Origin of the sequence: Serratia sp. CY81684 (assembly GCF_052166595.1) — a bacterium.
Lineage (GTDB): Bacteria > Pseudomonadota > Gammaproteobacteria > Enterobacterales > Enterobacteriaceae > Serratia > Serratia nematodiphila.
Map to the genome: position 1 here is coordinate 1,042,429 of NZ_JBJNOO010000003.1, position 17,043 is coordinate 1,059,471.

At 59.3% G+C, this 17,043-nt stretch carries 18 protein-coding genes; 15 read left to right on the top strand and 3 right to left on the bottom strand.

Going from position 1 to position 17,043, the window contains the following annotated elements:
* Positions 1-11 precede the first annotated feature (11 nt).
* From ACJ8QF_RS12785 to ACJ8QF_RS12800, 4 genes are read left to right on the top strand one after another with little or no spacing between them, the layout of a single operon-like run.
* On the top strand, positions 12-968 hold the full coding sequence (locus ACJ8QF_RS12785; protein WP_442537567.1) for an ABC transporter permease: 957 nt from the start codon (positions 12-14) through the stop codon (positions 966-968).
* A gap of 4 nt (positions 969-972) precedes the next feature.
* Entirely contained in the window at positions 973-1,905 is a 933-nt protein-coding gene (gene opp4C, locus ACJ8QF_RS12790) for an oligopeptide ABC transporter permease (protein ID WP_049186240.1), read from the top strand.
* Positions 1,902-2,888: an ABC transporter ATP-binding protein gene (locus ACJ8QF_RS12795; protein WP_197753217.1), complete on the top strand. Its 987-nt coding sequence runs from the start codon at positions 1,902-1,904 to the stop codon at positions 2,886-2,888. Before opp4C ends, ACJ8QF_RS12795 begins: the two co-directional genes overlap by 4 nt.
* Entirely contained in the window at positions 2,878-3,846 is a 969-nt protein-coding gene (locus tag ACJ8QF_RS12800; RefSeq protein WP_442537568.1) for an ABC transporter ATP-binding protein, read from the top strand. Before ACJ8QF_RS12795 ends, ACJ8QF_RS12800 begins: the two co-directional genes overlap by 11 nt.
* 2 nt (positions 3,847-3,848) lie before the next feature.
* On the opposite strand, the gene ACJ8QF_RS12805 is transcribed toward ACJ8QF_RS12800, so the two are convergent.
* Positions 3,849-4,823 (bottom strand): alpha/beta hydrolase, encoded by a 975-nt coding sequence (locus ACJ8QF_RS12805; RefSeq protein ID WP_325961757.1) that lies wholly within the window; start codon positions 4,821-4,823, stop codon positions 3,849-3,851.
* Positions 4,824-5,489: 666 nt separating this feature from the next.
* Here ACJ8QF_RS12805 and ACJ8QF_RS12810 point away from each other — a divergent pair.
* From ACJ8QF_RS12810 to ACJ8QF_RS12835, 6 genes are all read left to right on the top strand, one after another.
* Positions 5,490-6,704: an aspartate aminotransferase family protein gene (locus ACJ8QF_RS12810; RefSeq protein ID WP_015378175.1), complete on the top strand. Its 1,215-nt coding sequence runs from the start codon at positions 5,490-5,492 to the stop codon at positions 6,702-6,704.
* Positions 6,705-6,756: 52 nt separating this feature from the next.
* A complete protein-coding gene (gene astA / locus ACJ8QF_RS12815) occupies positions 6,757-7,791 on the top strand; it encodes an arginine N-succinyltransferase (RefSeq protein ID WP_004934585.1) in 1,035 nt (344 codons plus the stop codon).
* Positions 7,791-9,263 carry a succinylglutamate-semialdehyde dehydrogenase gene (gene astD / locus ACJ8QF_RS12820; protein ID WP_197753434.1) on the top strand — a complete coding sequence of 491 codons (1,473 nt, stop codon included), beginning with the start codon at positions 7,791-7,793 and terminating at the stop codon, positions 9,261-9,263. Before astA ends, astD begins: the two co-directional genes overlap by 1 nt.
* 52 nt (positions 9,264-9,315) lie before the next feature.
* A complete protein-coding gene (gene astB, locus ACJ8QF_RS12825; protein WP_048323896.1) occupies positions 9,316-10,656 on the top strand; it encodes an N-succinylarginine dihydrolase in 1,341 nt (446 codons plus the stop codon).
* A gap of 10 nt (positions 10,657-10,666) precedes the next feature.
* On the top strand, positions 10,667-11,650 hold the full coding sequence (gene astE / locus ACJ8QF_RS12830) for a succinylglutamate desuccinylase (protein WP_160125567.1): 984 nt from the start codon (positions 10,667-10,669) through the stop codon (positions 11,648-11,650).
* A gap of 568 nt (positions 11,651-12,218) precedes the next feature.
* Positions 12,219-13,301, top strand: a complete 1,083-nt coding sequence (locus tag ACJ8QF_RS12835; RefSeq protein WP_015378171.1) for a porin OmpC — start codon at positions 12,219-12,221, stop codon at positions 13,299-13,301.
* A gap of 81 nt (positions 13,302-13,382) precedes the next feature.
* On the opposite strand, the gene ACJ8QF_RS12840 is transcribed toward ACJ8QF_RS12835, so the two are convergent.
* Together ACJ8QF_RS12840 and ACJ8QF_RS12845 are read right to left on the bottom strand one after the other, a co-directional pair.
* Positions 13,383-13,607 carry a biofilm development regulator YmgB/AriR family protein gene (locus tag ACJ8QF_RS12840; RefSeq protein WP_197753215.1) on the bottom strand — a complete coding sequence of 75 codons (225 nt, stop codon included), beginning with the start codon at positions 13,605-13,607 and terminating at the stop codon, positions 13,383-13,385.
* A 123-nt stretch (positions 13,608-13,730) separates the two neighbouring features.
* Positions 13,731-13,922 (bottom strand): YebW family protein, encoded by a 192-nt coding sequence (locus ACJ8QF_RS12845; protein ID WP_004934567.1) that lies wholly within the window; start codon positions 13,920-13,922, stop codon positions 13,731-13,733.
* 228 nt (positions 13,923-14,150) lie between these two features.
* Between ACJ8QF_RS12845 and lysM the strand changes: the two genes are divergently transcribed.
* From lysM to ACJ8QF_RS12870, 5 genes are all read left to right on the top strand, one after another.
* Positions 14,151-14,597 carry a peptidoglycan-binding protein LysM gene (lysM, locus tag ACJ8QF_RS12850; protein ID WP_015378169.1) on the top strand — a complete coding sequence of 149 codons (447 nt, stop codon included), beginning with the start codon at positions 14,151-14,153 and terminating at the stop codon, positions 14,595-14,597.
* Between the two features lie 265 nt (positions 14,598-14,862).
* A complete protein-coding gene (locus ACJ8QF_RS12855; protein WP_004934560.1) occupies positions 14,863-15,018 on the top strand; it encodes a hypothetical protein in 156 nt (51 codons plus the stop codon).
* A gap of 23 nt (positions 15,019-15,041) precedes the next feature.
* Positions 15,042-15,206 carry a hypothetical protein gene (locus ACJ8QF_RS12860; protein ID WP_004934557.1) on the top strand — a complete coding sequence of 55 codons (165 nt, stop codon included), beginning with the start codon at positions 15,042-15,044 and terminating at the stop codon, positions 15,204-15,206.
* A 105-nt stretch (positions 15,207-15,311) separates the two neighbouring features.
* Entirely contained in the window at positions 15,312-16,253 is a 942-nt protein-coding gene (locus ACJ8QF_RS12865) for a pirin family protein (protein ID WP_015378168.1), read from the top strand.
* 427 nt (positions 16,254-16,680) lie between these two features.
* Complete coding sequence (locus ACJ8QF_RS12870) at positions 16,681-17,034, top strand: DUF1304 domain-containing protein (protein ID WP_044031053.1); 354 nt, start codon at positions 16,681-16,683, stop codon at positions 17,032-17,034.
* The last annotated feature ends 9 nt before the right edge of the window (positions 17,035-17,043 follow it).

Here is a 17,043-nt window from a genome sequence, read left to right on the forward strand (position 1 = left end):
TGGAACCCGCGATGAGAAATTTTATCCTGCGCCGTCTGCTGCAGACGATCCCGATGCTGCTGTTGGCTTCCTTGCTGATTTTTTGCATTTTCGCCCTGGCGCCCGGCGATTTTATCGACGGCAACATCAATCTGACCGCGCAACGCGCCGCCGAGCTGCGGGCGCTGTACGGGCTGGATCAGCCGTTGTTCAGCCGCTATCTGCACTGGCTTGGCCGGCTGCTGCAGGGCGACCTCGACTTTTCACTGCAGTACCAGATCCCGGTCAGCACGCTGCTGAACCAATACATCTGGAATTCGTTCCTGCTGGCGGCGGTGGCGATGGTGTTGTATTGGGGCATCGCGCTGGCGGTGGGAGTGATCTCGGCGATGAAACCCTATTCGCTGTTCGATCATCTGATCACCGTGGCGGTGTTCGCCGCCATGTCGTTTCCGACGTTCTTCCTGTGCCTGTTGCTGATCAAATGGTTCGCCGTCGATCTGCACTGGCTGCCGGCGGGCGGCATGCTGCGCACCGGCAGCGAGGCGAGCGGGCTGGCCTGGGCGCTGGAGGTGGCGGCGCATCTGCTGTTGCCGGTGCTGGCGCTGGTGATGCTGCAGGCCGGCAGCCTGACGCGCTATTTCCGCGCCAGCATGCTGGAGGTGATCCGCATGGACTATATTCGCACCGCGCGCGCCAAAGGGCTCAGGGAGAAAACGGTGATCCTCAAACACGCGCTGCGCAATGCGCTATTGCCGATCATCACCCTGCTGGGGTTCGAGCTGCCGGGATTGTTCTCCGGCGCACTGATCACCGAAAAAATCTTCAACTGGCCGGGCGCCGGACACATCCATATCGATTCGCTGGCGGCGCGCGATTATCCGGTATTGATGGGGTTCACGCTGTTTCTGGCCGCCTTGACCATTCTCGGCAATCTGCTGGCGGACATTCTGTACGCCTACGCCGATCCACGCATTCGATTGAGGTAACACGATGTTGGCTACGTTGTTTTTCGGCCGCCGTCGCCGCTGGCGCCAGGCGCAACTGTCGCCACCGCCCGCGGCGCAGGCCTGGCGACGGCTGCGCCGCCACCGGCCGGCGATGATTTCGCTGGCGTTGCTGGTGCTGTTGGCGTTGCTGTGCCTGATTGGGCCGTCGTTGTCGCCTTGGCGCGACGATGCCGGCGATGTGCTGAATATCAATCAGGCGCCGAGCGGCGCGCACTGGTTGGGCACCGACTTTCTCGGTCGCGATATCTGCACCCGGCTGCTGCTGGCGGGGCGGATATCGCTGACCATCGGCCTGGTGTCGATGTTGCTGTCGGTGACGCTGGGCTACGTGCTGGGGGCGCTTTCCGGTTATCTGGGCGGCGTGGCGGACCGGCTGATCATGCGCTTCGCCGATCTGCTGATGACCATTCCCGGCCTGCCGCTGTTGATCATCATGGGCGCGATGCTGACCGAACTCGACGTGTCGCCGGACTACCGCATCTACATGGTGATGATCATGCTTAGCCTGTTGGGATGGCCGTCATTGGCGCGGCTGGTGCGCGGCCAGATCCTGTCGCTGCGCGAGCGGGATTTCATGCTGGCCACCGAAGTGCTGGGGCTCTCCACCCGGCGGCGCCTTTTCGGCCATCTGTTGCCCAACACCGTACCGATTCTGGTGGTGGTGGCCACCATGGCGGTGGCTAACGCCATCCTCAGCGAATCGGCGTTGAGCTACCTTGGGCTGGGCGTGGTGCCGCCGACGCCGTCGTGGGGCAACATGATGGACGCCGCCAACAGCCTGATCGACTTTCAGCGCCGGCCCTGGCTGTGGATGCCGCCCGGGCTGGCTATCTTCGTCACCGTGGTGGCGATCAATATCCTGGGCGACGGCCTGCGGGACGCGCTCGATCCGAAAATGAATGGAGTAACACGATGAGTCAACCGCTGGTGGCGTTCGACCGACTGTCGGTGTCGTTTCAGGGCGAGCAGGGGCCGGTGCGGGCGGTGCAGCAGGTCAGCCTGGAACTGCAGGCCGGGCAAACGCTGGGGATCGTCGGCGAATCGGGCTGCGGCAAAAGCGTGACCGCCATGGCGCTGATGGGGCTGTTGCCGCAGCCGCTGGCGCAGGTAGACGGCGGCGAGATTCGTTTTGAAGGACAAAACCTGCTGTCGCTGCGGGCGGCGCAGATGGCTGATTTGCGCGGCAACCGGTTGGCGATGATCTTTCAGGAGCCGATGAGCGCGCTCAATCCGGTGCTGACGCTCGGCGAACAGCTGCTGGAGCCGCTGATTCGTCATCTGGCCCTGTCGCCGAAAGCGGCCTGGCGTCAGGCGGTGCAACTGCTGGAGGAAGTGGGGTTGGCGCGCGCGGAGGCGCTGATGCGCTGCTACCCGCACCAGCTTTCCGGCGGCATGCTGCAGCGCGTGATGATCGCCATGGCGATAGGGTGCCGTCCGGCGCTGCTGATCGCCGATGAACCGACCACGGCGCTCGACGTCACGGTACAGGCGCAAATCCTGGCGTTGCTGCGCGAGCAGAGCCGGCGACACAATATGGCGATGATCTTGATCACCCACGATCTTGGGGTGATCGCACAAATGGCGGATCGGCTGGCGGTGATGTACGCCGGGCGCGTCGTCGAGCAGGGAACGACGCGGGAAGTGCTGGCCGAACCGCGGCACCCTTATACTCAGGGGCTGATCGCCTCGCGGCCGGTGCCGGGGCAGCGGCGTCGCCGTTTGTACTCCATTCCCGGCCAGGTGCCGGATCTGGCGCGGCTGCCTGAACACTGTGCGTTTGCCGAGCGCTGCGCGCAGGCCACCGCGCGCTGCCGCGACGGTATCCCGCCGTTGTACGGCACACCGCAGCGCCAATCCGCCTGCTTCCTCAACGCGGGAGGGCGCCTGAATGTCGACTGAACCCCTGGTGGAAGTGAAAGGATTAAAGAAATATTTCCCGCTGCGCGACGGGCTGTTCGGGCGAACCACCGGCCAGCTGAAGGCGGTGGACGACGTCAGCTTCAGCATTCGCAAGGGCCGCGTTTTCGGGCTGGTGGGCGAGTCCGGCAGTGGCAAAACCACCGTCGGCCGCACGCTGCTCAGCCTGCACGATAAAACCGCCGGCGAGGTGATGTTCAAAGGGCAGGCGCTGGATAGCCTCAGCAAAGACGCGCTGCGCGCCCTGCGGCCGAAAATGCAGCTGGTGTTTCAGGATCCGTACAGCTCGCTGAATCCGCGTCTGCGCGTGGGCGACGCCATCGGCGAAGCGCTGTTGCAGCATGGCCTGGCAAACAAGGCGGAACTGCGCGAACGGGTGCTCGATACCCTGGCGATCTGCGGGCTGTCGCCGCAGCATTACGGGCGGTTTCCGCATGAGTTTTCCGGCGGCCAGCGGCAGCGCGTCGGCATCGCACGCGCGCTGATCCTGCAACCGGAATTTATCGTCGCCGATGAACCGATATCGGCGCTCGACGTGTCGATTCAGGCGCAGATCATCAATCTGTTTTCCGATTTGCAGGAAAGGCAGGGGGTGACGCTGCTGTTTATTTCGCACGATCTCGGCGTGGTGGAGCATCTGTGCCAGGACGTGGCGGTGATGTATCTGGGGCAGATCGTCGAGAGCGCCGACCGCGATTCGCTGTTTCGCCAACCGCTGCATCCCTACACGCAGGCCTTGTTGGCGGCGGTGCCGACGCTGGATGCGCACCGTTCGCCGGCGTGGGTGGCCGGTGGCGAAGCGCCCAATCCCGCCAACCCGCCGCGCGGCTGCCGTTTCCATCCCCGCTGTCCGCTGGCCACGGCGCAATGCCGTGAACAGGCGCCGCATCTGCGCAGCGTGGCGCCCGGCCATCAGGTGGCGTGCCACGTGGTTGGCTAGCGTCAGGACAGGTAGTGCTTCAACGCGCGCCCGGCCTGGTGGATCGCCGAATGCACCGCCGGGACGTGGGCGAGCGGATTCAACAGGCCGTAATCGTGGATCAGGCCGTTGTAGCGGGTGGCGGTGACCTCGACGCCGGCGGCGTCAAGCAGACGCGCGTAAGCTTCCCCCTCATCGCGCAATACGTCCAGTTCGGCGGTCTGCACCAGCGCCGGCGGCAAGCCCCGCAGCTGTTCCGGCGTGGCGTTGAGCGGCGAGGCGTAGATCTCTTTGCGCTGCGCCTTATCGGGCGCATAGCTGTCCCAAAACCACTTCATCATGTTGCGGGTCAGGAAATGGCCTTCGGCGAACTGATGATAGGAATCGGTATCAAAGTGGGCGTGCGTGACGGGCCACAGCAGGATCTGGCAACGCAGCGCCGGTATGCCTTTCTCTTTGGCCATCAGGCTGACCACCGCCGCCATATTGCCGCCGACGCTGTTGCCGACCACCGCCAGCCGTGACCCATCGACATTGATTTTTTCGCCGTACTCGGCCACCCATTCCGTGGCGGCGTAGGCCAGATTGATCGCCTGAGGGTAATGCGCTTCCGGGGAGCGCGGGTAGTTGACGAATACCGCCGCCGCGCCGGAGCTGTAAACCAGATCGCGCACCAGCCGTTCATGAGTGGGGAAATCGCCCAGCACCCAGCCGCCGCCGTGAAAGAACATGAATACCGGCAACGCCTCCTTGACCCTGGCCGGCCGCACCAACTGCAGCAGAATATCCTGGCCCTCAACGTGGATGGTTTTCTCGCTGATTTCCACCTCGCGCAGCGGCACCTCGACGCTGCGTTGCACGTCCTCCAAAACCCTGCGCGCTTCTTTGGGCTTCATCTGCTCCATGGGTTTACCGCCACCGGCATTCAGCGCGTCGAGAAACGCGCGGATGTCGTGTTGGGTGTGCGGCTGGCTGAGATCGACGGTTTTCTTGGGCATGGTGGCTCCTTGTGCGCAGAAGAGAAGGGGCGGTCAGGATCACAGTGTAGTCGCTGGCGTACAAAGCACGAACCGCGGTCAGCGCGGCTCCTTTTTCGCGAGCATAGCGGGTGGCGCCTCTGCGTCGCTGCCGCGTTGCACCATGCTGGCGCGCCGCTGCACCCGATGGGGGCAAAAAGTGTGATAGCGAGCAAATTGGGGGAAATTATTTTTGCGAGCCCGATCAGAAATCCTGAAGTTTTTCGTAATTGAATAGGATTTCGCACGCAATGATGATTTTAGGCCTTATTTTTTAATTTATGCATTACCAATGCATAGAAAATGAATAAATATTCATTATAAGCCGTTGTTTTAACGTAAAAAATAGCAAAATCCGGCAAAAATCCCGTTTTGGCACGATAGCTGCTCTACACTCTTTATCAAACGACATGTATTTTAACTGCTCGTTAACATTTACTCCCCGCTCAGGGACCGGATATACGCCATAAATAGTGAAAAACCGATTTTATGTAACAGATTTGTTTCTAAATCAGCGGTAAGGGACAGCATTTTCTCCGCCGCGAAAGTCGGTTTTGAACAACGATTTTTTTGCATTGTGGCGGCCTAACCGGGCTTGAGCGGCCCTTACAGTCAAAATTCAGCCTTTGCTGAGATTATGAGGTCACTATGGAACAGCCAATCGCAGTTACCCGCCAGTCTTTCGATGACTGGATGGTCCCGGTTTATGCCCCTGCCGATTTTATTCTGGTGCGTGGCGAAGGATCGCAGGTGTGGGATCAGCAGGGTAAGTCTTACATCGATTTCGCCGGCGGCATCGCGGTTAACGCGCTGGGCCATGCGCACCCGGCGGTCAAGGCGGCGCTGGTGGAACAGGCGGGCAAACTGTGGCATCTGGGCAATGGCTATACCAACGAACCGGTACTGCGTCTGGCCAAAAAACTGATCGACGCCACGTTCGCCGACAAGGTGTTCTTCTGTAATTCGGGTGCGGAAGCCAACGAGGCGGCGCTGAAACTGGCGCGTAAACACGCGCACGACCAGCACGGCGCCGGTAAAGATCAGATTGTGGCGTTCAACAACGCGTTCCACGGCCGCACGCTGTTCACCGTCTCTGCCGGCGGCCAGCCGAAATATTCGCAGGATTTTGCGCCGCTGCCGGGCGGCATCACCCATACGCCGTATAACGATCTGGCCGCAGCGGCCGAGCTTATCAACGATCGCACCTGCGCGGTGATCGTCGAGCCTATTCAGGGCGAGGGCGGCGTGCTGCCGGCGGAGGCCAGTTTCCTGCAGGGGCTGCGTGAACTGTGCGATCGTCATAACGCGCTGCTGATCTTCGACGAAGTGCAGACCGGCGTCGGCCGCACCGGCCATCTGTATGCCTACATGCAGTACGGCGTGGTGCCGGACGTGCTGACCACCGCCAAAGCGCTGGGCGGCGGCTTCCCGATCGGCGCGATGCTGACCACCGATGCGCTGGCGAAAACGCTGGGCGTCGGCACCCACGGCACCACCTACGGCGGCAACCCGCTGGCGACGGCGGTGGCGGGGGAAGTGTTCTCCATCATCAACACGCCGGAAGTGCTGGAAGGCGTCAAGCAACGTCACCAGTGGTTCATCGACGGGTTGAACGATATCAACCGTCAGTACCCGATCTTCGCCGAGATCCGCGGCGGCGGTTTGCTGATCGGCTGCCAATTGAAGAAAGATTATGCCGGCAAAGCGAAGCAGATCACCCAACTGGCCAACGAAGAAGGCGTTATCGCGCTGATCGCCGGTCCGGACGTGGTGCGTTTCACGCCGTCGCTGATCATCCCTGAGCAGGATGTGAAAGAGGGGCTGGCGCGATTCGCGCGCGCCGTGGCGCGCATTTGCAGCTAATCAGCGGGCTGCGCCTTCACCGGCGCAGCCTGATTCAGAAGAGGTTCGCATTATGATGATTATTCGCCCTATAGAGCGTCGCGATCTGGCGGATTTACTGACGCTTGCCGGTAAATCCGGCATCGGTCTCACTTCACTGCCGCAGAATGAAGATACCTTGTCGGCGCGCATTGAGCGGGCGTTAAAAACCTGGCAAGGCGAACTTCCGCAAAGTGACCAGTGTTATTTGTTCGTGTTGGAAGACAGCGAGCGCCGGCAGGCGGTGGGGGTCTGCGCAATTGAAGTGGCCGTCGGCCTGGCGGAACCCTGGTACAGCTTCCGCGTCGGCACGCAGGTGCACGCCTCCAAACAGCTGAACGTCTATAAATCGGTGCCGACGCTGTTCCTCAGCAACGACCATACCGGCCATTCGGAGCTGTGTACGTTGTTCCTCGATCCGGATTATCGCCACGGCGAGAACGGCAAACTGCTGTCGAAGGTGCGTTTCCTGTTTATCGCCGCGTTCCGTGAACGCTTCTCCCGGCGTCTGATCGCCGAGATGCGCGGTTTCTCCGATGAAAACGGCCGTTCGCCGTTCTGGGAGAGCGTCGGTCACCGTTTCTTCTCCATCGAGTTCGCCAAGGCGGACTACCTGAGCGGCACCGGGCAAAAGGCGTTTATCGCCGAGCTGATGCCGAAACACCCGTTGTATGTCGATTTCCTGGCCGAAGATGCGCAGAAGGTGATTGGCGAAGTGCACCCGCAAACCCTGCCGGCGCGCCGGTTGCTGGAGGCGGAAGGCCTGAGTTATCAGGGCTACGTCGATATCTTCGACGGCGGCCCGACGCTGGAAGCGGAGATCGACCATATCCGCGCGGTGAAGCAGAGCCGCCTGGTGAAAGTGGTGCTGGATGACACGCCGATGCGCGCCGATGCGCCGGTGCATCTGGTGGCCAACGACAACTATCAGAATTACCGCGCACTGTTGGTCAATGCCGATCTGTATGATGACCGCCTGCATATCAACGCCGCCACCGCCGCGGCGCTGGGCGTCGAACAGGGCAGCCCGGTGCGGGTGCTCCCCCTTATTGCACAGGAGAAAGCATGATGTCCCATCCTGCTCTGTTGGTTAATGGCGTCTGGCGGCAGGGCCGCGGCGCCGAGTTTGGCAAGACCGACCCGGTCAGCAATCAGCCGCTGTGGCGCGCCAACGCCGCTGACGCCGATGACGTCGCCGCCGCCTGCGAAGCTGCGCGCGCCGCGTTCCCCGCCTGGGCGCGCACGCCGTTCGAGCAGCGTGAACAGCTGGTGAAACGCTTCGCCACCTTGCTGGAAGAACACAAACAGTCGCTGGCGGAAACCATCAGCCGCGAGACCGGCAAGCCGCGCTGGGAAACGCTGACCGAAATTCAGGCGATGATCGGCAAGGTGGGCATTTCGCTGCAGGCCTATCAGACGCGCACCGGATTTAGCCAGACGGCGATGGCCGACGGCGCTTCGGTGTTGCGCCATCGTCCGCACGGCGTGCTGGCGGTATTCGGGCCTTACAACTTCCCCGGCCATCTGCCGAACGGCCATATCGTGCCGGCGCTGTTGGCCGGTAACTGCGTGGTATTCAAGCCGAGCGAGCTGACGCCGCTGACCGCCGAGGAGACCCTGAAACTGTGGCTGCAGGCCGGTCTGCCGGACGGGGTGATCAATCTGGTGCAAGGCGGCCGCGAAACCGGCGAAGCCTTGGCGGCCAGTGCGGATATCGACGGTCTGCTGTTTACCGGCAGCGCCGGCACCGGCTATCACCTGCATCGCCAATTGGCGGGGCAGCCGGAGAAGATCCTGGCGCTGGAGATGGGCGGCAACAATGCGCTGATCGTCGACGGTTTCGAGGATCGCGACGCGGCGGTCAACCTGGCTATCCAGTCGGCGTTTATCTCCGCCGGTCAACGTTGCACCTGTTCGCGTCGCATTCTGGTGAAGCAAGGGGCGGAAGGCGATGCCTTTATCGCGCGTTTGGTTCAGGTGGCGGGCGAACTGCGCGTCGGCCGTTGGGATGACGAACCGCAGCCGTTCATGGGCGGGGTAGTGTCGGCTGCCGCGGCGGAAAACATGCTGAAAGCGCAGCAGCGCTTGCTGGCGCTGGGCGGCAAATCGCTGCTGGCCATGCGTCTGCTGGAGCCGGGCAGTTCGCTGCTCAGCCCGGGCATCATCGAGCTGACCGGCGTGGCCGGCGTGCCGGACGAAGAGTACTTCGGGCCGTTGACCACCATCGTGCGTTACCGCGATTTCGACGAGGCTCTGCGGCTCGCCAATCAGACGCGCTACGGCCTGTCGGTGGGGCTGGTCTCGCCGCAGCGCGAGCTGTTCGAGCGGCTGTTGCTGGAAGCGCGCGCCGGCATTGTCAACTGGAACAAGCCGCTGACCGGGGCGTCCAGCGCGGCGCCGTTCGGTGGCGTGGGGGCCTCCGGCAACCATCGCCCAAGCGCCTTCTATGCGGCGGACTATTGCGCCTGGCCGATGGCTTCGCTGGAAAGCGAAAGCCTGTCGCTGCCGGCCACGCTCTCGCCGGGCTTGTCGTTCCGTTAATCGTCTGCGGCGGCGCGATGGCGCTGCCGCACGCTATCCCCAGGGGATGAACATGTCAGGATATGAAGTCAATTTCGACGGTTTGGTGGGGCCGACGCACCACTATGCCGGGCTGTCGTTCGGCAACGAGGCGTCGACACAGCATCAAAACAGCGTATCGAACCCGAAGCTGGCGGCGAAACAAGGTTTGCTGAAAATGAAGGCGCTGGCCGATCTCGGTTTCCAGCAAGGGGTCTTGCCGCCGCAGGAGCGGCCGCATTTGCCGATGCTGCGTCGCCTGGGTTTCAGCGGCAGCGATGAGGCGGTGCTGGCGCAGGCGATGCGTCAGTCGCCGCGCTTGCTGTCGGCGCTCAGCTCGGCGTCCTGCATGTGGACCGCCAATGCGGCCACCGTCTCGCCTTCGGCGGACAGCGCCGACGGCAAGGTGCACTTCACCGCCGCCAACCTGAACAACAAATTCCACCGCGCCATCGAAGCGGAAACCACCACCGCCGTATTGCGGGCGATGTTCAGCGACGATCGGCATTTCGCCCACCACGAGGCGCTGCCGCAGGTGGCGTTGTTCGGCGACGAAGGGGCGGCCAACCATAACCGTCTGGGCGGTGATTACGCTAAGCGCAGCGTGCAGGTGTTCGTCTATGGGCGTCAGGAGTTCGGCGGCGAAACGGCGCCGGCGCGTTATCCGGCGCGCCAGACGCGCGAAGCCGGCGAGGCGATCGCTCGCCTGCACCAGTTGGATGAACAGCATACGGTCTTCGTGCAGCAAAACCCGGCGGTGATCGATCAGGGCGTGTTCCATAACGACGTGATTGCGGTCAGCAACCAGAACGTGCTGTTCCATCATCAGCAGGCGTTTTACCGCCAGCAACAGGCGCTGGATGAAGTGCGCCGCAAGATGGCGACGCTGGACAGCGAGCTGGTAGCGATCGAAGTGCCGACAGAGCGCGTCTCGGTAGCGGACGCGGTGGCGACCTATCTGTTCAACAGCCAAATTCTTACCAAACCGAACGGCAAGATGATGATCGTCGTGCCGGAGGAGTCGCGTCAGCACGCCGGCGTGTGGCGTTACCTCAACGACATGGTCGGCAGCGGCGGCCCTATCGATGAAATCCGCGTGTTCGACCTGCGTGAAAGCATGCGCAACGGCGGCGGCCCTGCCTGCCTGCGGTTGCGGGTGGCGCTCAACGAACAAGAGTTGAGAGCGGTCAATCCGCGCGTGATGATGAACGATCGGCTGTTCGCAACGTTGAACGAGTGGGTCGATCGTCATTACCGCGACCGCCTGACGCAGGATGACCTGGCCGATCCGCTGCTGCTGCGCGAAGGGCGCGAGGCGCTGGATGCGCTGACGTCGATCCTCGGTCTCGGCGCCATTTATCCGTTCCAACGCTAAGGGAGGCAGCATGATCGATCTACTGCCCCTGACGCTGGAAGGGACCGAACCCGTCGAATGGCAAGGTGAAACACCGCAGCTGCGGTGGCGCTGGCAGGGGGAAGGGGTGCTGGAGCTTACGCCACGACAGCCTTACCGCCAGGCGATGGTGATGTCGGCGGGCGTGCACGGCAATGAAACCGCGCCGATTGAACTGCTCAATCAGCTGGTCGGCGATCTCCTTGCCGGCCGGTTGCCGCTGACGGTGCGACTGTTGGTGGTGCTGGGCAACCCGGCGGCGATGCGAGCCGGCAAGCGTTATCTGCACAGCGACATGAACCGCATGTTCGGCGGCCGCTACCGCAACTTCGCCGCCAGTGGCGAAACCGTGCGCGCGCAGCAGTTGGAGCGTGCGCTCGCCGCCTTTTTCGATGGGGAGCAGGCGGCGCGTTTCCATTACGATTTGCACACCGCCATCCGTGAATCGCGTTTGCCACGTTTCGGCATTCTGCCCTTTCAGAAACGCCCGTACAGTGAGCCGATGTTGAAGCTGCTGGATGCCGCCGATCTGGATGCGTTGGTGGTACACAGTGCGCCGGGCGGGACTTTTAGCCATTACTCCAGCGAACATCTCAATGCGGCGAGCTGTACGCTCGAGCTGGGCAAGGCGCGGCCGTTCGGCAGCAATGATCTGCAGCAGTTCGCCGCCATCGATCGCGCTCTGCGGGCGGCGGTCAGCGAAGGGGCGCTGCCGGCGCGTGCGGGCGCCGAGATTCGGGTTTTTCGTGTGATGCACTCGTTGATCAAGCACAGCGAAGATTTCAAACTGCATCTGGACGATGACACGGCCAACTTCACCGAACTGCAACCGGGTATGTTGCTGTGCGAGCAGCCGCAGGAGGACTATCGCGTGGGCCAGGAGGGGGCGTGGATACTGTTCCCTAACCCCAGCGTGGCGTTGGGCCTGCGTGCCGGCATGTTGTTGAGCGAAGTTTCCCGCTCTACGCTGTATTGATTTATCCACGGTGGCGCCGTCAGCGCGCCGCCGTTATTCCTTTCATTATTTTAATCTGCTATTTCCCGCTATTTTTATTCCCGTAAGGCGAATTTTATTCGTTACTAATCCGCGTCTTTATGCGAATGAATAGAAGGCAGTGCCAGGTCGTTATCTGAAAGCCTTAATTACCTGGTGAGTTTGTTAAGATAAAAATGTGAAATAAGTAACGTTTTTAATAACCATGCTAATCTTGTTGTTACTTTTGAATCGCGCAGAAAGCACGCAAAACGAAACTGAATTGCACTATAATGGTGCATTGCACCGTTTTGGTTATAACTTATGTGATAAAAAATTCTTATATTCAATGGGTTGAGTGATTTCTTTTTTGTAATATTTAGTTACACATAAACATGCTTTCTCCTCGTTGTTTCATGAACTTTTTGATTTTAAGTTTTGATTCATGATGCTAATGTCACATCACCCCGGCATTAGGGGAGCTCATAAAATACCAAAAGATAAAATCACAGCCCAAATTATAAATTGGGCGTGACGGGCAGGGTTCTAATTATAATATCTAGGAAAATAAATGATGAAACGCAGTGTATTAGCCTTAGCTGTCGCCCTCGGGGCGATCACCTCCTTTGCCAACGCGGCTGAAATCTACAATAAGGATGGCAATAAACTCGACCTGTACGGCCGCGTTAACGCCAAGCATTATTTCAGCGACAGTAAGTCCAACGACGGTGATATGACCTATGTTCGCCTGGGCTTCAAAGGCGAAACGCAAATCAATGACCAGTTGACGGGCTACGGCCAGTGGGAATACAACGTCCAGGCCAATCACGACGAAGCGCAGGGCACCGCCGGCACCAAAACGCGTCTGGGCTTCGCGGGGCTGAAATTCGGCAACTACGGTTCTTTCGACTACGGCCGTAACTACGGCGTGGTGTATGACGCCGAGGCTTACACCGACATGCTGCCGGAATTCGGCGGCGACTCCTACAGCTATACCGATAACTTTATGACCGCCCGTTCCAACGGTTTGGCCACCTACCGCAACCGTGATTTCTTCGGTTTGGTGGAAGGCCTGAACCTGGCTGTGCAGTATCAGGGTAAAAACGACGGTGACGGCCGCAGCGTGACCAAGCAAAACGGCGACGGTTACGGCCTGTCTCTGGACTACCAGGATATCGGCGGTTCCGGCATCGGCGTAGCGGCGGCGTTCTCCGATTCCAACCGCACCAGCGCTCAGAAAGCGCTGCAGTATGGCAAGGGTGACAGCGCTACCGCCTGGACCACCGCGGTGAAATACGACGCCAACCAGGTTTACCTGGCTGCGATGTATGCCGAAACCCGTAACATGACGCCGATCAGCGTCAACGGCACTTCCGGCTTCGCCAATAAAACACAAAACTTCGAAGTGGTGGCTCAGTATCAATTCGAGAACGGCCTGCGTCCTTCCGTGGCCTACGTGCAGTCCAAAGGCAAGGATATCGAAGGGATCGGTGATGCCGACCTGGTGAAATACGTGGAAGTGGGGGCGACTTACTACTTCAACAAAAATATGTACACCTACGTCGATTATCAAATCAACCAGCTGAGCGACGATAACAAACTGAAACTGGCCAACGATGATATCGTTGCCGTCAGCCTGACGTATCGTTTCTAATCTGCAATTTCATTACCTTCATCCTGTGTCGGGATTGGTAATCAGGCAGGGCGCAAGCCCTGCCTTTGTTTTATCGGGATCTCAGCCTTTGGGCGCCAGCCCGACCAGTTCAATGGCGGAACGCAGTGCGACGAAACGTTGCTGATCCTGCTCTCGCTCTATCTCTGTCACCAGCTGTGAAAGAATATTGCCGCCGGATACCTTTTTATGTTTTTGGATTAACTGCAACACTGCGTCGCCTAACGCCAGGCTGACGTCGCGCAGCAGAGTTTCATATTGCTCGTTGGAATGAGCCGATGCTGGCATGACCTTTCTCTGTCTCTCTCTTCTTCGGGAGCCGCAATTTAGCAAAACAGCGGCCTTATGCCTCAGAGGAAGACGAAGTTTCCGATGAAATCAGAAATTCCTCAGCATTGCGCGGGGAGCAGGTTAAAAATCCGAATATTCGCTGGCTGGCAACCAGAAGCCGTCGATAAACTCTTCCATGGGATAACAGCCGGCGTGTCGCAAGTTCTGTTCCTTCATCGCGACCAGGCATTGCGGCTCGTCGCGCAATATATCGACCACCATTTCACTGCAGCCGCCATCCAGATAACAGACAAACATCACCAATGCGTACATCGTCGCACGCCTCCTTCGTCGAGTTACCTTGTCTGCAACAGTGTAGGTAGAAAAGCGCGATTTTTCAGCATCATTGCACGATTAATCGCCATGGAAACGCCGCTGACGACACTTTCGGAATACTCTACCCGTTTCTGACGCCGTGAGCGGATGGCATATCCTTTTGTCGATGCTAAGCTTAACAAGCCTTACTTAAACGCATTACTGCAACCATCAAAAGGAGTGAATATGGGCTTGTTTAACTTCGTCAAAGAAGCGGGCGAAAAACTGTGGGATACAGTCACCGGCAATGCCTCCGCCGAAGATCAAAGCGCCAAACTCAAGGAGCATCTCGATAAGAGCGGCCTGCCGGGCACCGACAAAGTGAATGTGCAGGTGGTCGATGGTAAAGCCGTAGTGACCGGCGACGCCGTCAGCCAGGAGTTAAAAGAGAAGATCCTGGTGGCTATCGGCAACGTGGCGGGTATCAGCGGTGTGGAAGACAAGGTGGCGGTAGCGCAATCCGACGCCGAGAGCCGCTTCTATACCGTGAAGAAGGGCGATACGCTGAGCGCGATCTCGAAAGAGATGTACGGCAACGCCAATCTGTACAACAAGATTTTCGAAGCCAACAAGCCGATGCTGTCGAGCCCGGACAAGATTTATCCGGGGCAGGTGTTGCGTATCCCGCAATAACGCGTCGGTCTACCCTGGCCCGGTCACGTACCGGGCTTTTTTTTGCCCTCTGCAATCGGCGTCTCTTATTTCCTTGCGTTCTCCATGCCAGTTACATCTCCCCTGTGTACTTGCTCGCTCGCCGGCAGGCGCGGTGTTGACCCTGATGGGGAAAATTGATAGCGTCATCCCCCGGTTGAGGCCGGAGCGACCAAGTCAGCGACGTTGGCGCCTTATTCTGAGGGGATGTTTTGCCCCGTCAAACAGCAATGCAGCAGTTGAACGAGTGAAAACTGATTTAGTGAAACAAGAGCGTAACGCCTCAACGGATAAAAATTATCGAGAAACCTTGGGTGATGCGCAATTTGCGATCGTCGTATTGGCGGTGGCGTCCTGCTCACTGATTATCTTTACGCTGGCGGTCACGCTGTGGGTGACCTGACGCGATTAACTAGGGGAGATAAAATGGAGCCTAATCTCCATGATGAAACCAAACTGCTGGCGATCATCGGCCTGTTGGTGTCCGTGCTGCTGGTGGTATCAATTCTCTTTGGCGTGACCTATTTCTCCGATCTCAGGCACGCGCATGACGATATAGACATCAAGAGCTGCTATATCAAAGCCCCCTGAACCGCGCGAACGTGCCTGCACGTCGCCGCTCTGCGGGGGAGCTGTCCTGTGTTAAGCTTGGGCGGGTACCCTTGGCGAATCGGCGCCATTCAGGAGGTCTTTGCGATGAGTCAGCCACGTCCTACGCTCTCTTCACCTTCACGCGAGTGCCCCGTCGTTGACGGCGTGCGCCAGATACAACGTATTGCCGTGCGTAACGCCGAAGTGGGGGGCATTCCGATCAACCGCGCGTTGCCAACCCGGGAGCGGCGCACCGTCGGCGCCTGGTGTTTTCTCGATCACGCCGGGCCGACGGTATTCAACGGCACTTCGCCCGGCATGGATGTGGGGCCGCATCCGCACACCGGGCTGCAAACGTTCACCTGGATGATAGAAGGTGAGGTGCTGCACCGAGACAGCCTCGGCAGTGAGCAGGTGATTCGCCCGGGTCAGGTTAACCTGATGACCGCAGGGCACGGCATTGCGCATACGGAACAGTCGGTGGGTGAGCAACGGCGATTGCATGCTGCGCAATTATGGATCGCGCTGCCGGCCGAACATGCCGACATGGCACCACGCTTCGATCATTATCCTGACTTGCCGCAGTGGCAGAATAACGGCGTGAATCATCGTTTGTTGGTTGGGGAATTTGGCGCTTATTGTTCACCGGTGTTCACTCTTTCGCCATTAATCGCCATTGATCTGGAATGGGAAGAAGCGGCAAGAATCGAATTGCCGTTGCGCGATGATTATGAAATCGGCTTTTTGCCCCTTATTGGTGCATTTGAACTTAATGGTGAAACCTTTTCACCTGATGAATTCGCCTATTTGGGCATAAAGAATAACTCTATTGGGTTAAATGCACGGAAGGGGAGCCGGGGATTACTCATCGGTGGGGCGCCATTAAACGAAGAGATCCTTATCTGGTGGAATTTCGTTGGCCATACCAAGGCTGAAATTACTCGGGCTCAGCATGATTGGGAACAAGGCGCGCCGCGTTTCCCGCCGGTTAGCGGTTATTCTGGTGAGCGCATGACCGCACCGCGCCTGCCCTGGAACGATGTTTGATAGCGTTAGGATATAATCGCCGCGATTATTCGGCTTATTTCGCTCTAATAAGGCGTAATTAATGTGATCGCGGCTCCAGCTTTACGACAATATAAGGTTTCTCGGCGGAAAAGTGATCTGGCGCATATAACGACAGTGAGAAGAAGTTTAGGATAATCCTCAGGAAGTCAGGTTGTCTCCCGTTAGTCAGATGTCAGTGAGGTCATTATGAGCCAGGTACTTTATCGTGCAAGATTGTCCCATGTCGTGGTTGCCACGGCGCTGTTTTGGGTCTCTGTCGCGGCATTGTTGGTCGCCGTATTAAACTAACCTCAAAAAATGACTCCTGCATAAACCCGCTTCGGCGGGTTTTTTTATCTCCGCCGATGGGGAGGTGAGCGAAGGCGTTTATAATTGATGGCATCTTCAATAAACGACTGGAACCATCATGAAGTTCTTTGCCGATATTTTGCTGCTGCTCATCGCAGCGCTCCATCTTTATATCCTGGTGCTGGAAATGTTCCTGTGGCGTACGCCCCTCGGCAGGCGCGCATTCGGCACAACGGCGGAGTTCGCCGCAGCCACGCGGGTGTTGGCCGCCAATCAGGGGTTGTACAACGGCTTTCTGGCGTTGGGGTTGGTATGGAGTTACTGGCGTGGGGATATGGCACTGCAGCTGTTCTTTCTCGGGTGTGTGCTGGCGGCCGGGGTGTTCGGCGGGTTGAGCGCCAGCCGCAAAATTCTGTGGGTGCAGGCGCTGCCGGCCGCGATCGCGATGCTGGCGGTCTGGGGGGCGCGTTAACCCGCCGAT

What these genes read in the sequence shown, in the direction of transcription:
- ACJ8QF_RS12785 (WP_442537567.1), top strand. Translation starts at nt 12, where the DNA reads ATGAGAAATTTTATCCTGCGCCGTCTGCTGCAGACGATCCCGATGCTG.
- opp4C (WP_049186240.1), top strand. Translation starts at nt 973, where the DNA reads ATGTTGGCTACGTTGTTTTTCGGCCGCCGTCGCCGCTGGCGCCAGGCG.
- ACJ8QF_RS12795 (WP_197753217.1), top strand. Translation starts at nt 1,902, where the DNA reads ATGAGTCAACCGCTGGTGGCGTTCGACCGACTGTCGGTGTCGTTTCAG.
- ACJ8QF_RS12800 (WP_442537568.1), top strand. Translation starts at nt 2,878, where the DNA reads ATGTCGACTGAACCCCTGGTGGAAGTGAAAGGATTAAAGAAATATTTC.
- ACJ8QF_RS12805 (WP_325961757.1), bottom strand. Translation starts at nt 4,823, where the DNA reads ATGCCCAAGAAAACCGTCGATCTCAGCCAGCCGCACACCCAACACGAC.
- ACJ8QF_RS12810 (WP_015378175.1), top strand. Translation starts at nt 5,490, where the DNA reads ATGGAACAGCCAATCGCAGTTACCCGCCAGTCTTTCGATGACTGGATG.
- astA (WP_004934585.1), top strand. Translation starts at nt 6,757, where the DNA reads ATGATGATTATTCGCCCTATAGAGCGTCGCGATCTGGCGGATTTACTG.
- astD (WP_197753434.1), top strand. Translation starts at nt 7,791, where the DNA reads ATGTCCCATCCTGCTCTGTTGGTTAATGGCGTCTGGCGGCAGGGCCGC.
- astB (WP_048323896.1), top strand. Translation starts at nt 9,316, where the DNA reads ATGTCAGGATATGAAGTCAATTTCGACGGTTTGGTGGGGCCGACGCAC.
- astE (WP_160125567.1), top strand. Translation starts at nt 10,667, where the DNA reads ATGATCGATCTACTGCCCCTGACGCTGGAAGGGACCGAACCCGTCGAA.
- ACJ8QF_RS12835 (WP_015378171.1), top strand. Translation starts at nt 12,219, where the DNA reads ATGATGAAACGCAGTGTATTAGCCTTAGCTGTCGCCCTCGGGGCGATC.
- ACJ8QF_RS12840 (WP_197753215.1), bottom strand. Translation starts at nt 13,607, where the DNA reads ATGCCAGCATCGGCTCATTCCAACGAGCAATATGAAACTCTGCTGCGC.
- ACJ8QF_RS12845 (WP_004934567.1), bottom strand. Translation starts at nt 13,922, where the DNA reads ATGTACGCATTGGTGATGTTTGTCTGTTATCTGGATGGCGGCTGCAGT.
- lysM (WP_015378169.1), top strand. Translation starts at nt 14,151, where the DNA reads ATGGGCTTGTTTAACTTCGTCAAAGAAGCGGGCGAAAAACTGTGGGAT.
- ACJ8QF_RS12860 (WP_004934557.1), top strand. Translation starts at nt 15,042, where the DNA reads ATGGAGCCTAATCTCCATGATGAAACCAAACTGCTGGCGATCATCGGC.
- ACJ8QF_RS12865 (WP_015378168.1), top strand. Translation starts at nt 15,312, where the DNA reads ATGAGTCAGCCACGTCCTACGCTCTCTTCACCTTCACGCGAGTGCCCC.
- ACJ8QF_RS12870 (WP_044031053.1), top strand. Translation starts at nt 16,681, where the DNA reads ATGAAGTTCTTTGCCGATATTTTGCTGCTGCTCATCGCAGCGCTCCAT.